This is a genomic window from uncultured Parabacteroides sp. (genome assembly GCF_902493135.1).
Taxonomy (GTDB): Bacteria; Bacteroidota; Bacteroidia; order Bacteroidales; family Tannerellaceae; genus Parabacteroides.
The window spans coordinates 53,110-65,852 of record NZ_CABUOD010000010.1 but is presented as its reverse complement, the minus strand read 5'-3'; the positions used below and the strand labels follow the sequence as shown (position 1 = coordinate 65,852).

Below are 12,743 nucleotides of genomic sequence, written 5' to 3'. Positions count from 1 at the left end.
ATTATGATAATCGAAAAACCATATTCAGCGGATATTCACCTCATTGTTTTTGTTTTATTGGCCTCAGTATGCCATTCGATATAGATTTTATTTATCTTTGTTGAGATTCATAAAAACAACTATCATATATTATGAAAAACAAAGTAAGCAAACTGATTTTCGGCTGTATGGTATATGCGTCGGTACTTCCTATGCCAGGACAGGCCAATATCCACCCGGAGAACACCGGGAGAAAAAGTATGGAACAGACCGCAACGGATAACGGGACGAAACTCCCCCGGACCGCGGCTCCTCAAACAATGAAAAAAGCCATAGACAACTACCTGGATGCCGTGAACGTCGCCAAACAGGATTTGCACAGCATCATGGTTCTCCAGCACGGCAAGGTAATTGCAGAGAAATGGCTGGGCGAAGGGGCCGCAGACAAACCCCATATATTGAACTCTGTCAGTAAAACCTTTACGGCTACCGCCATCGGTTTTGCCGTAGCCGAAGGGAAACTGAAAGTCACGGACAAGGTCGTATCCTTCTTCCCCGACAAGCTCCCGGCAGAAATCAGCCCTTATCTGAAAGAAATGGAAATACGCCATCTTCTGACAATGTCATGCGGACACGACACAGACCCGACCAACCGGATCCGCCAGCAAAAGGATGCGAACTGGGTGCAGGAATTCCTGGCAACGCCCGTAGAACATAAACCGGGGACATTCTTCGTGTACAACAGCCTCGGCTCCTATATGCTTTCCGCCATCATCCAGAAGGTGACCGGCCGGACAGTTCTCGACTACCTGACCCCGCGCCTGTTCCAACCATTGGGAATCACTGGCGTTTCCTGGGATAAAAGCCCGCAGGGGATCAATTGCGGAGGCTGGGGATTATACCTCAAAACGGAAGACTTGGCAAAGATGGGACAACTCTTCCTGCAAAAAGGGAAATGGAACGGCAAGCCGCTGTTGCCCGAATCCTGGATCAAAGAGGCGACAACCTCCAAAATAGCCTCTTTACCCGCCGGTATGCGGCCGGAAAATCTCCGGATGAAGCCCGAAGACAGCGATTGGCTGCAAGGATATGGCTATCAAATGTGGCGTTGCCGGCATAACGGTGTCCGTGCCGATGGTGCAGCCGGCCAGTATATCATCCTCCTCCCCGATAAAGACGCTGTAATCGTGACGACCGCCAAGATCAACGATATGCAGGCTGAAATCAACCTGATCTGGGAACATATCCTGCCGGCATTGTAACAAATTTCCTTTTTGAGCAAATCTTCCTCCTCGATTGTTATTACAATAAAACAATCTTATGGAGAAGAACATTTTCTGGCTGGATAACAGCCAGCTCAAAGAGATAGCCCGCTCGTTCAGGGAAAAGGTCGAAGAGGGGTTGAACAGGGAAAATGCGGAAATACAGTGTATCCCCACTTTTATTGCGCCTGATGCCGGCCATATCAAGGGCAAAGCATTGGTTCTCGATTTAGGAGGCACCAACTACCGGGTGGCAACCGTCGACTTCGGCGACGGAGCACCCGCCATCCATCCCGATAACGGTTGGAAAAAAGACATGTCGGTCATGAAGTCGCCGGGCTACACCCGCGAAGAACTTTTCAAGGAACTGGCTGACATGATTGTCGGGATAAAACGTGATGAAGAGATACCAATCGGTTACTGTTTCTCTTATCCGGCAGAGTCGGTACCGGACGGCGATGCCAAATTGCTACGCTGGACAAAAGGAGTGGACATCAAAGAGATGGTCGGGCAGTTGGTCGGGAAACCTCTGCTCGACTATCTGAATGAACGCAGCAAAATCAAATTTACGGGTATTAAGGTCTTAAACGACACGATAGCCAGTTTATTTGCAGGTTTGACAGACAGCAGTTACGATGCCTATATCGGACTGATCGTAGGGACGGGGACAAACATGGCTACATTCGTTCCGGCGGATAAAATAACCAAACTGAATCCGGCATACAAGATGCAGGGCTTGATCCCGGTTAACCTGGAATCCGGTAATTTTCACCCGCCCTTCCTGACTGCCGTCGACGACATGGTCGATGCCATTTCGGGCAGTTTGGGGAAACAGCGTTTTGAAAAAGCGATCTCAGGCCTGTATCTGGGAGATATTCTGAAAGCCACTTTCTCATTAGATGAGTTCGAAGACAAATTCGATGCCCGTAAACTGACGGCGATCATGAACTATCCGGACATTCACAAAGACGTGTATGTACAAGTCGCACACTGGATTTACAACCGGTCGGCACAGCTGACAGCCGCTTCGCTCGCAGGACTTATCCTGTTGTTGAGATCCTATAATAAAGAGATACGGAAAATCTGCCTGGTCGCCGAAGGCAGCCTCTTCTGGAGCGAGAACCGGAAGGACAAGAACTATAGTACCCTTGTCATGGAAAAATTGCGGGAACTGCTCGATGAATTTGCATTAAAAGATATAGAAGTACGGATCAACGACATGAAGAACGCCAACCTGATAGGGACAGGTATCGCGGCGTTTGCCTGACTGCCGAGTATCCGAATATAGGAAATGCTACTCTTTTATTCTTCCAAAACAGGTAAGTGATTATATTATTCCTATATTTACGAAAATTATACTTGGGAAACATGGAAGAATATATTGGCACAGTCATAAAAGTCGGAGGCATCATGATCGGATGCGTCATGATATTGTTCGTTATTTGGCACATAGTCAAAGATATACTGGATATCAGCGGAAAAGATTCATCTGACGGTAAATAACCGTCCGCAATTTTTCCCGCTGATAAGCATAGCCTCCGGCCGGGTAGAGGGAAGAACCGGGCGGAAGGCGCCTTGCATGAATAATCTAATTAGTGCAGATTCAAAACGGCACCTCATTATTCCTCGGAGCGGGAGCCAGGAAATCAGCCCCGGCCGGTGGTATGGGCGGCATAGTTTCCATCGGACCCGAACCGTTCATATTGGAAGAGAACTCACGGACCGGAACATCTTCGTCCACATTCATGAACTTGGCAAATTCGCTCTTGAAACGAAGGCGTACATCCCCGACCGCACCGTTACGGTGCTTGGCAATAATGATCTCGGCCAGGCCGATCAGGGAATTACCCCGCTCGTCTTCCGTTATCTTATAATATTCCGGACGATGGATGAAACAAACCATATCCGCATCCTGCTCGATAGCGCCGGATTCACGCAAGTCGGCCAACTGCGGGCGTTTCCCTTCCGCTCCCTGACGCGCCTCGACGCCACGGTTCAACTGCGACAGGGCAATGATCGGAATGTTCAGTTCCTTCGCCAGCCCTTTCAACGACCGTGAAATGGTACTGACTTCCTGTTCACGGCTGCCGAAACTCATGCCGCTCGCGTTCATCAGCTGAAGGTAGTCGATGATGATGATCTTTATACCGTGTTCACGCACCAGGCGGCGGGCCTTCGTACGCAGTTCGAACACCGAAAGGCTCGGCGTATCGTCCACATAGATCGGCGCGTCGTACAACTCCTTTATCTTGAAGTCCAACTGTTCCCATTCGTAGTTTTCCAGACGTCCGCTCTTGATCTTCTCGCCCGGAATCTCGCATACGTTCACGATCAGACGGTTGACAAGCTGGACGTTGCTCATTTCAAGAGAGAACAGGGCGACCGGCGTATTATGGTTCACCGCCATATTCTTGGCCATAGAGAGGACGAACGCCGTCTTACCCATCGCAGGACGGGCGGCAATGATGATAAGGTCGGAATTCTGCCATCCGGAAGTCATCTTGTCCAGTCCTTCAAAACCGGTGCGCAGGCCGCTCAGCCCTTCTTTTTGATTGGCCGCCTTCTCAAGCAGCACCATCGCTTCCTTGATTACCGGATTGATCTGGGTGACGTCTTTCTTCACGTTGCGCTGGGAAATCTCAAAAAGTTTTCCTTCGGCTTCCTGCATCAGGTCTTCCACATCGATCGTCTCGTCAAAAGCCTTGCCCTGTATCATGGCTGTAAAGGAAATCAATTCACGCGCCAGGTATTTCTGTGCGATAATACGGGCATGGTATTCGATGTGGGCGCTACTGGCTACCTTGCCGGTCAGTTGGGATATATAGAACGGGCCGCCCACCTCTTCCAGTTCACCGCGCTTCTTCAACTGCTCGGTGACAGTCAGCATATCCACCGGACGCTGGCTGATCGCCAGGTCTACGATGGCGGCATAAATTTTCTCATGCGCCTTCTCATAGAAACATTCCGGTTTCAATATTTCACTGACCATGGAATAAGCATCTTTTTCAAGCATCAGAGCGCCCAACACCGCCTCTTCCAACTCACGGGCTTGCGGTTGCAAGCGCCCCATATCGGGCACTACGACCGGCTTCTGCCTTCCTTTGCCTCCTGTATTTTTTCCTTTTTCTGCCATTATTCTAATTTGTTATCGGGCACCAAATGTAATACTTTTTATCCGGTTCTCCGAACCTCGCAAAAGAGAATCCCATTTATACACCCTGAATCTTCTTTTATCAAAAAGACAGCATGATCCCGTGAAAATCGGATTTATACCCCATCTATTTGAAATTACCCGCAAGGGTAATATTTTTTAACATTCCATTTGATAGCAAATATCCCATTTCCCGATCTAAATGTCAAAAGAGCAGGTCACATCGATTTGCCGAACCGGGAAGCATCCACCGCTTCATGGTGCTTTTTCTTATAACCTCCGAATTTCCAGACAAAAGAAACGGTTACACAACGTTGGTCGTCCAGTTTCCAAAGGCGGCTATATTGACCGGACTGGTTGATTTCCATTGTATGAGGCATATTGCTACGGAAAATGTTATTACATTTCAGGATCAAAGTAGCGCGATCGTCGGCAAACTGCCATTTCAGTGCGGAAGACACGTCATAGAGGTAGCCGAGATCATAGATTCCCTGCACGGCTCCGGTCACGAAATAGGCATTCAAATCCAGTTTCAAATTCGGACGGCTCTTGGAAAGGGTGAACGTATTGTCCATCTTGAACTGTCCGGTGTATTTCTCATTATGAAAAGACAGATCATGAAAATGGTCCAACTTCTCTTGAATACGCTGACCTGACAAGGTTACCTGGCTGTTCCAGAACTCACCGACACGGAAAGGGACGATCGCCCCGATTCCGAATTGCAACAGGTAGTCCATGTTCTCATACCGGAATACGTTTTTCAGTTCCGAGGTATTCTGATAAGGCAATTGGACGAAGTAATCGGGCACATAGTCACAAAAAGCGAGGATCGTATATTTTTGCTTCAGGATATAAATCAACTGTCCGCTATAAGAAGGGTAAGGCTTCAGGGAAGGATTGCCCAAGACAACGGAATAAGAGTTGATCGGACTTGCCTGCGGTGTCACATCCCAATAAGACGGATAGGTTTTGTCGCTGCTTATATCCAGTTGAATGATGTGCATCGGATTGATCGTATAGCTGAGAGTCGCATTCGGGAATAAAGTCCAGTCATTCCAAAGTGTGGACTTCACACCGTTAGAGGTATAATCCGATTTGAAGTATTCAACTTTCAGGGAAGCAGTTGCGGAGAAATGAGAACCGAAATCCTTGGACACCTCCAAGAATGTATTTCCACTATACTCTTTCTGGCGGTTATTTTCAAGTTCATCAAGAGCCAATTCATAGCCGTTACCTTTATTATATAGATAATCGATATAGGTCTTCGAAGAAGTGAAACCGCCGTGGACACCGTAATTCAGCGCCCACCCGGTTTCAAAAGTGCGGCTATGGTTAATAAATAGTGCTCCTTGTGAAATATCTTGCTTGGAATTGTTCTGCATATCCGTCACCGTCGTTTCAAGGCTTTGATCGACAAATGTCTGGAAACCGGGTGAATGATAACGCGTAAAATCCGCTCCCGCCATCAGTCCGGAGTTGCCGTCATACTGAATACGGACATTATGCAACGCATTGTTTCCTTCCACATAGGTACGGCTCAGGCGTTCTTCCACCGGCTGTCCGGATTTCAATGCCTGGAAGGTTGTGGCGGCTATCCGCTCGATATCGGATTTGCCAGCCGTAAGATAATAAGCGGCAGAAAGCCTGTCATCATTTTTGAAAGTATAGTCCATGCCTAAACGCACCGTTCCATCTATGCCGTTCCGGGTGCCGCGTCCCGATTGGTTGACCTCCGTTACCCGTTCTTCCAGGGTATGACGGGCCAGAATCTCCTCTCCCATGTAGTTCCGTCCCTTAGCCCCATCGGCTAAGAAGTCTATATTGAAACGGGAGGTGGAGTAAAGCAGGTTGCCATGAACTCTCCCCTCCGCGTAATGGCGCTGCAAATAATCGGCACCGGTTTCTCCTTGAAGAATATTCTTTTCGGCAGTTTCCTTATCCAATACGACATTGATCATAGCTCCTTTGATATTATATTTGGCGGGTGCATTATACATGATCTCTACGTTACTTACCCTCGAAGCCGGGATTGTCTTCAGCAAACCGACCAACTGATCGATCGACATCGTGGTCAACTGCCCATTGATCACAATGCTCGGACTGCCGGCGCCCAACAGTTGGACGGCATCGTCCGTACCGATCACACCGGGTATCTGTTTCACCACTTCGAACGCATTACTGACCGCCTTATCTTTCATCAATTGGGGGACATCATATTTTAATTTGCCATTTTCCACTTTCACCTGCGGACGTTCGGCCTTTACCACAACACCATCCAGTTCGTTCTCTTTTTCGGTCAGTTGTACCCTACCGACATCTGAGGTAGAAATTTCTTTACAGACCGGTTCATATAACAAATGCTGGAACAGCAAACGGTATTCCCGGTCGGCTTCCTTATTCAGTAAAAACAGCCCCAAGCTATCCGTGACGACCGCATCCATATAAGTAGAATCCAATGTTTGCAACACGACAGCCACTCCATCTACCGGCTGTTCTCTTTTATCGACCACCTTTCCATGAATCCAATCCTGCGCCTGTACCATCCCGCTACCGGCAACAAGTAAAGCCAAAGAGTAATAAAGTATTCGTTTCATTTTCGTTTGTTTTTTAATTAACACTACAAAGGAAAAGCCTTCCGGGGAGAAACTGTGTTATCACTCGCTTACGAAGTGTTATTTAGTCTTATCGCCGGTTACCTGACAAAACAAAGGAATTTCATCAACATCTCCGGTGTATTTATTGACTGCGAACGGTAAATTGCGATTATTTCGGTATAGGGTCTAATCTCGCTGAATTTCTTTTTGAATTTCCTCAATGCTCATATTTTCTATTATCATTGCATATTCCGGTTATTAGATTTTAGAAAACATTTTACCCAATCCGCCCTCCCGTTCATAAATAATGCGTATATTTGCGAATTACGTAACAATTAAAATCAACAGTAACTATGAAAAAAGAAGAGTCAGATCTGAAAATCATGGAAGAGATGGAAAGAAAAGAGTTGCAGGACAGATATATCCGTTTTGATTGGGCCATCAAGCGCTTGTTGCGCCAGAAAGCCAACTTCGATGTGCTCGACGGCTTCCTGACCGTCATGCTGAACGAAGAGATCAAGATCGTCGAAATCCTCGAGAGCGAAGGCAACCAGGAAAGTGCCGACGACAAGTACAACCGCGTCGACATCAAAGCCTTGAACAGCAAAGGGGAGATCATCATCGTCGAGATCCAGAACACACGCGAACTGCATTACTTGGAGCGCATCCTCTACGGCGTGGCCAAAACGATCACCGAACATATTTCTCTTGGTGAAGGCTACCGGAAAATCAAGAAAGTCTACTCCATCAGCATCCTTTATTTCGACATCGGCATCGGAGCGGACTATTTCTATCACGGCCAGAACCATTTCATCGGTGTGCATACAGGCGACCAGTTGCGTGTAAACGTGCGCGAGCGTGATGTCCTCGTCCCGCACCTTCCTGCTGAAATCTTCCCCGAATACATCCTGATCCGCGTGAACGAGTTCGACAAAGCGGCTCTTACCCCTTTGGACGAATGGATCGAATACCTGAAAGACGGCACGATCCGCCCCGACACGACCGCACCGGGTCTGAAAGAGGCACGCGAGAAGTTAAAATACTACTCCATGTCGCCCCAGGAACGTCTTATCTACGACCGGCATCTCGACGCCATCATGATCCAAAACGACGTGATCGACACGGCCAAATTGGAAGGGAGAATAGAGGGCCTCGCCGAAGGTAAGGCTGAAGGTCTTGCCGAAGGAGAAGCGAAAGGGAAAGCCGAGGGGAAAGCGGAAGGCCTTGCCGAAGGTATGCGCCAAGTCGCTTTTAAGATGAAAGATACGGGCGTAGATATTGCTACCATAGCGAAATGCACCGGCTTAAGCGAAGAAACAATCCGGTCTTTATAAGGAATAATGAGCCAATCAGATAATAATATGACTGGGATGAAGACACGTCTCCGATTTAAGATAATAGCGGCACTCATCTGCCTTTCTCTTGCCGGGTTACTGATATCGCAGGGTTACTGGCTAAAAGGTTTGTATGTTTCAAATAAGAAAAGCACGTGGGAGAAGATAGAAGAATCCATGCGGATGGCCGATTATATGGAATTATTCCTACGCCTGGATTCGCTTAGCCAAAATAATTATCATGAAGAAATCTCACCCAGGATTTCGATCAGCCGGGATACGGATTGGGAAGACAAAAAGGATTCCCTCAGTCAGGATCAAACTCTATCGCCTTCCCCTGCCACTACAGTCCAATATATAGCAGCAGCCGAGACCCTCAAAGAATACCTGCAGATGATCAGTACAATGGAAAGAGGCGTCCAGATCATGATGCACCAGAAAATAGACTCACTACTGCCTATTGATTACGCGCAATATAAGAACTTGCTGCAAATGGAATTGCAGGAAAGAGGAATTGCAGCACCGTTCGTCCTGCAAGTGATCCGGCAGGGAGCAACCGACTCCGTCATTTACGCCGGCGGTGATTCGCTATATAGAAAACAACCCTGGAAGAATGCGGTCTGTTTTACCCACACGATCGAGCCGGAACAGTATTATTACAGCCTGAAACTACCATCCCCCGACCGGATCGTATTCCGTCAAATGGCAGGCATCCTGACATCTTCATTCCTGCTTATCGTTATTATTCTGATAGCCTTCATCTACCTCCTTTATACCATCCTCCGGCAGAAAACGATAGAGGAACTGAAAACAGACTTCACCAACAACATGACGCATGAACTGAAAACGCCGATATCGGTAGCCTATGCCGCCAATGACGTGCTGCTGAATTACAGTGACACCACTAACGAGAAGCAAAAGAAATATTTGAGTATCGTACGGGAACAACTCAACCACCTATCCGGACTTGTCGAACAAATATTGACCCTTTCTGTCGAAAACAGGAATACTTTCCGCCTACGGCCCGAACCGATACTGGTACCGGAACTGCTCATTCCGCTTATCGAGCAATTCAAACTGAAGACGGACAGACCCATCGACCTGACGACAGAGATACCGGCTAAATTAGTGGTAACGGCCGACCGGACCCATCTGTACAATATGCTCAGCAATCTGATCGGGAATGCAATCAAATATTCTGGCGAGAAGCCCTGCCGAATCACAATCAGAGGTGCCGTATCGCCCAAAGAAACAGTTCTTTCAGTTACAGACGAAGGAATCGGCATCAGCGAGGCTAACCTGAAAAGGATTTTTGACAAATTCTACCGCGTCCCCAACGGCAACTTGCATGACGTAAAAGGGTTCGGGCTTGGGTTATATTATGTACACGATATGATGTCCAAGCACGGCGGAAATGTTACCGTCAAGAGCCAGCCGGGAAAAGGTTCCACATTCACCCTTCATTTTAAGAATTAACGACAATGGATAAGATCAGAGTATTATTGGTTGAAGACGAGCCGACGCTCGCCATGATTATAAAAGACACTCTGGACGGTGAAGAATTTGAAGTGATTCTCGCCGCAAACGGAGAAGAAGGATTGTCACGATATAGAGAGACAAAGCCGGACATCATCGTCACAGACATCATGATGCCGAAAATAGACGGCTTCACGATGGTCCGGCACATACGGAAAACGGACCGGCAGATACCGGTCCTTTTCCTTTCCGCCCGTTCAGCAGCCAACGACGTGGTCGAAGGTTTCGAACTGGGAGGCAACGATTACCTGAAAAAACCGTTCGGGATGGCGGAACTTATCATCCGTATCAAAGCATTATTGAACAAAATAAGCGTCCGTAAAGAAGAAAGCAGCAACTTCACGCTCGGACAATATACATTCGACTCCATCACGCAAACGCTTCAGTACTGCGGAGAAAAGCAATTGCTGAGCAACCGCGAATCCGAAATACTGAAGCGCTTATGCGAAAACAAAGACCATGTGCTGCCCATGAAAGACGTCCTGTTGGAACTTTGGGGAGACGATTCGTTCTTCAATGCCCGCAGCCTGCACGTATTCATAACCAAGTTGAGGCATAAACTGTCGAAAGACGAATCGATCAAAATACTGAACGTACGCGGGATCGGTTATAAGCTGATCATCGACTGATCTGCTTCAATGCCTGTGCCAACTGGTCCGGGCACGAGGTCCCGCGCTCACGGCAATCGATGCCTTCGAGCCGCCGGATCGCATCGCCGACCTCCATTCCGACCAGCAACCTGGACAAACCTTGTGTATTTCCCTGGCAACCGCCAATGATCTGTACATTTTTAATCACGTTGTCTTCCGAGTCGACAATCATCATTTTAGAACATACCCCGCCGGTCGGAGTATAAGTAACACGTTGTCTATTCATCCTTTTCTGCTTCTATATAAATTCTGTAACGGGCCACAAAGATAGAATAATTTAAGACAACCGCCAATCCTTAAGTATTGGTCTAATTTCACAAAAGAAACAAATTATTCAAGATATATCGGGAAGTAGGATGCTTTATCCGAAAAGAATGCTTTCCTTTGTATCAACAAACAATGAGAGATTATATCGATTTGATTTTTCACATGTATCTTCTCAATTATATATTGAGCATTTTCATCTCTGATAAATAACTTCCTTAAATTCGATTGTTGAATTATTAATTTTTTTATTTTTATATTTATGAACATGTATATTGGTAACCTTAGCTATAACGTTAAGGAATCGGATTTGAGAGATGTAATGGAAGAGTTCGGAACAGTTGATTCAGTTAAACTGATCATAGACCGCGACACAAGAAGATCCAAAGGCTTTGCGTTTGTCGAAATGCCGGAAGAATCCGAAGCACAAAATGCAATCAGAGATTTGAACGGAGCTACGTACGAAGGCCGTCAGATGGTTGTAAAAGAAGCAATCCCAAGAAATTAATTCCACAGAATTATAAAAGCTAAATTGAAAAGGATATCCGGTTTCGGGTATCCTTTTCTTGTTTATTCCACCTATCATTTTAACCAATTCCTTTTTTCCTAAAAGATTTGTACCTAACTTTGCGAAATATAAATAACAACAGCATGACATACGAAGAGACGCTACACTATCTATATACCAGTATTCCTGTTTTTCAGAATGCCGGACCTTCAGCCTACAAACCCGGATTAGGAACCAGTATCGCACTGGACGACCATTTAGGCAATCCGCATAAAGCCTACAAAACGATACACGTAGCCGGTACAAACGGCAAAGGCTCCGTCAGTCACCTGCTGGCCGCCATCCTGCGCCAGTCGGGATATAAGGTCGGGCTTTACACCTCCCCGCACCTGATCGACTTCCGCGAACGGATACGGGTAAACGGACAAAAGATACCGAAGGAATATGTCATGGATTTCGTAGAACGCCACCGTTCCTTCTTCGAAACTCTCGATCCTTCCTTCTTCGAACTGACTTCCAGCATGGCTTTCGACTATTTCCGCGCCGAGAAGGTGGATTATGCCGTTATCGAAGTGGGCATGGGCGGCCGCTTGGACAGCACCAATATCATCACTCCCATACTGAGCATCATCACGAACATCAGTTTGGACCATACGCAGTTCTTAGGAGACACGGTCGAGAAGATAGCCGTCGAGAAAGCAGGCATCATCAAGAAAGGGGTCCCGGCCGTAATCGGCGAAATCGACCAGGCGGGCCTCCTGCCCATCTTCCTTAGAAAGGCCCAAGATATCGGATCTAAATTGTTTTTGCCGCAATTTGAAAAAGTGCTTCGTGACGCCTATTTGGATGAATCAAACGAATGGTATTACGACAGTACCGACTACGGGCAGCTCTTCGGTGAACTGGGCGGCGCCGTACAAGGGAAAAACGCAGCCACCGTATTGACGGCTCTCCGTATTTTGAAGGAGAATGGCACGATGATCACGCGCCAAGCCGTCCGTGAGGGTTTCGAGCACGTAGTCGAACTGACCGGCTTGATGGGCCGTTGGCAAACATTACAAAAGCAACCGACCGTGATTTGCGACACGGGGCACAACACAGGCGCCTGGCAATATTTAGGCTTCCACCTGACAGGAGAGTTGAAACGCCACAAACGGCTCTTCATGGTCGTCGGCATGGTCAACGACAAAGATATCGACGGCGTATTGGAGCTGATGCCTGAAAAGGCGTTCTATTTCTTCACCCAAGCATCCGTGCAACGGGCAATGCCTGCGGAAAAGTTTGCGGAAAAGGCGGCACGGCACGGTTTGCCGGGCACGATCTGCGATTCCGTGCCGGAAGCCGTGGAAAAAGCATTGGCGCAAGCCGGACAGGACGACCTCATCTTTATCGGCGGAAGCACTTTCATCGTGGCGGATGCCTTGCCCTTATTCTTGAAAGAAAACAAATAACATAATTCAAAAAC

At 47.5% G+C, this 12,743-nt stretch carries 10 protein-coding genes and 1 pseudogene; 8 read left to right on the top strand and 3 right to left on the bottom strand.

Annotated features, from left to right (window positions below; all coding sequences use genetic code 11):
- Positions 1-269 precede the first annotated feature (269 nt).
- From RDN79_RS06590 to RDN79_RS06580, 3 genes and pseudogenes are all read left to right on the top strand, one after another.
- Positions 270-1,241 (top strand): annotated as a pseudogene (locus RDN79_RS06590) (serine hydrolase domain-containing protein); the annotation flags it as partial.
- 58 nt (positions 1,242-1,299) lie between these two features.
- Positions 1,300-2,508 (top strand): hexokinase, encoded by a 1,209-nt coding sequence (locus RDN79_RS06585; protein ID WP_298552470.1) that lies wholly within the window; start codon positions 1,300-1,302, stop codon positions 2,506-2,508.
- A gap of 101 nt (positions 2,509-2,609) precedes the next feature.
- Positions 2,610-2,744 carry a hypothetical protein gene (locus RDN79_RS06580; protein ID WP_298552468.1) on the top strand — a complete coding sequence of 45 codons (135 nt, stop codon included), beginning with the start codon at positions 2,610-2,612 and terminating at the stop codon, positions 2,742-2,744.
- 100 nt (positions 2,745-2,844) lie between these two features.
- Here RDN79_RS06580 and dnaB read toward each other — a convergent pair whose 3' ends face one another.
- Both dnaB and RDN79_RS06570 read right to left on the bottom strand, forming a co-directional pair.
- On the bottom strand, positions 2,845-4,374 hold the full coding sequence (gene dnaB / locus RDN79_RS06575) for a replicative DNA helicase (RefSeq protein WP_298552466.1): 1,530 nt from the start codon (positions 4,372-4,374) through the stop codon (positions 2,845-2,847).
- A gap of 236 nt (positions 4,375-4,610) precedes the next feature.
- A complete protein-coding gene (locus RDN79_RS06570) occupies positions 4,611-6,986 on the bottom strand; it encodes an outer membrane beta-barrel protein (protein ID WP_298552464.1) in 2,376 nt (791 codons plus the stop codon).
- Positions 6,987-7,339: 353 nt separating this feature from the next.
- Here RDN79_RS06570 and RDN79_RS06565 point away from each other — a divergent pair, with 353 nt between their 5' ends.
- The 3 genes from RDN79_RS06565 to RDN79_RS06555 are packed head-to-tail and all read left to right on the top strand — an operon-like array spanning position 7,340 to position 10,485.
- Positions 7,340-8,320 carry a PD-(D/E)XK nuclease family transposase gene (locus RDN79_RS06565; protein ID WP_298552462.1) on the top strand — a complete coding sequence of 327 codons (981 nt, stop codon included), beginning with the start codon at positions 7,340-7,342 and terminating at the stop codon, positions 8,318-8,320.
- A gap of 36 nt (positions 8,321-8,356) precedes the next feature.
- Complete coding sequence (locus tag RDN79_RS06560; protein WP_298552460.1) at positions 8,357-9,796, top strand: sensor histidine kinase KdpD; 1,440 nt, start codon at positions 8,357-8,359, stop codon at positions 9,794-9,796.
- Between the two features lie 5 nt (positions 9,797-9,801).
- Positions 9,802-10,485, top strand: coding sequence for a response regulator transcription factor (locus RDN79_RS06555; RefSeq protein ID WP_298552458.1), 684 nt, complete (start codon positions 9,802-9,804; stop codon positions 10,483-10,485).
- Here the strand turns inward: RDN79_RS06555 and RDN79_RS06550 are convergent.
- The gene (locus tag RDN79_RS06550) at positions 10,475-10,732 is read right to left on the bottom strand and encodes a TIGR03905 family TSCPD domain-containing protein (protein WP_298552456.1); all 258 of its coding nucleotides are present in this window, start codon (positions 10,730-10,732) and stop codon (positions 10,475-10,477) included. The genes RDN79_RS06555 and RDN79_RS06550 overlap by 11 nt on opposite strands.
- A gap of 300 nt (positions 10,733-11,032) precedes the next feature.
- Between RDN79_RS06550 and RDN79_RS06545 the strand changes: the two genes are divergently transcribed.
- Positions 11,033-11,278 carry an RNA-binding protein gene (locus RDN79_RS06545; protein ID WP_298552453.1) on the top strand — a complete coding sequence of 82 codons (246 nt, stop codon included), beginning with the start codon at positions 11,033-11,035 and terminating at the stop codon, positions 11,276-11,278.
- A gap of 143 nt (positions 11,279-11,421) precedes the next feature.
- Entirely contained in the window at positions 11,422-12,729 is a 1,308-nt protein-coding gene (locus RDN79_RS06540) for a folylpolyglutamate synthase/dihydrofolate synthase family protein (RefSeq protein WP_298552451.1), read from the top strand.
- Positions 12,730-12,743 lie beyond the last annotated feature (14 nt).

Coding starts and splice junctions, on each gene's coding strand:
- RDN79_RS06545 (WP_298552453.1), top strand. CDS start 11,033: ATGAACATGTATATTGGTAACCTTAGCTATAACGTTAAGGAATCGGAT.
- RDN79_RS06555 (WP_298552458.1), top strand. CDS start 9,802: ATGGATAAGATCAGAGTATTATTGGTTGAAGACGAGCCGACGCTCGCC.
- RDN79_RS06540 (WP_298552451.1), top strand. CDS start 11,422: ATGACATACGAAGAGACGCTACACTATCTATATACCAGTATTCCTGTT.
- RDN79_RS06585 (WP_298552470.1), top strand. CDS start 1,300: ATGGAGAAGAACATTTTCTGGCTGGATAACAGCCAGCTCAAAGAGATA.
- RDN79_RS06565 (WP_298552462.1), top strand. CDS start 7,340: ATGAAAAAAGAAGAGTCAGATCTGAAAATCATGGAAGAGATGGAAAGA.
- RDN79_RS06550 (WP_298552456.1), bottom strand. CDS start 10,732: ATGAATAGACAACGTGTTACTTATACTCCGACCGGCGGGGTATGTTCT.
- RDN79_RS06580 (WP_298552468.1), top strand. CDS start 2,610: ATGGAAGAATATATTGGCACAGTCATAAAAGTCGGAGGCATCATGATC.
- RDN79_RS06560 (WP_298552460.1), top strand. CDS start 8,357: ATGAAGACACGTCTCCGATTTAAGATAATAGCGGCACTCATCTGCCTT.
- RDN79_RS06570 (WP_298552464.1), bottom strand. CDS start 6,986: ATGAAACGAATACTTTATTACTCTTTGGCTTTACTTGTTGCCGGTAGC.
- dnaB (WP_298552466.1), bottom strand. CDS start 4,374: ATGGCAGAAAAAGGAAAAAATACAGGAGGCAAAGGAAGGCAGAAGCCG.